This window comes from Thermalbibacter longus (assembly GCF_023806485.1).
In the GTDB taxonomy this organism is placed as follows: domain Bacteria; phylum Chloroflexota; class Chloroflexia; order Thermomicrobiales; family Thermomicrobiaceae; genus Thermalbibacter; species Thermalbibacter longus.
In genome coordinates this window covers 1254-1556 of record NZ_JAMSLR010000030.1, presented here as the reverse complement: position 1 = coordinate 1556, position 303 = coordinate 1254, and the positions used below count along the sequence as shown (strand labels likewise).

Below are 303 nucleotides of genomic sequence, written 5' to 3'. Positions count from 1 at the left end.
GCCCCGCCGCAAGCTGCCCATCGGCATCCAGACCCTGCGCGACATCCGCGAGGGCGGCTACTACTACGTCGACAAGACACCGCTGATCGCGCGCCTGGTCGACAGCGGCAAGCACTACTTCCTCTCGCGCCCGCGCCGCTTCGGCAAGAGCCTGCTGCTGGACACCATCGCCTGTGCCTTCGAAGGCCGCCGCGAACTGTTCGACGCCCACGACGGCGCCGACGGCAGCGCCCCGCGCGAGAAACTCTTCCTTGCCGACCACTGGGACTGGGCCAGGCCGCACCCGGTGATTCGCCTGAGCTT

1 protein-coding gene is annotated in these 303 nt (G+C 69.0%); it reads left to right on the top strand.

The window, feature by feature from the left end; translation table 11 throughout:
* The coding region (locus NET02_RS16275) for an AAA family ATPase (RefSeq protein WP_284058484.1) at window positions 1–303 on the top strand (303 nt) is incomplete at both ends.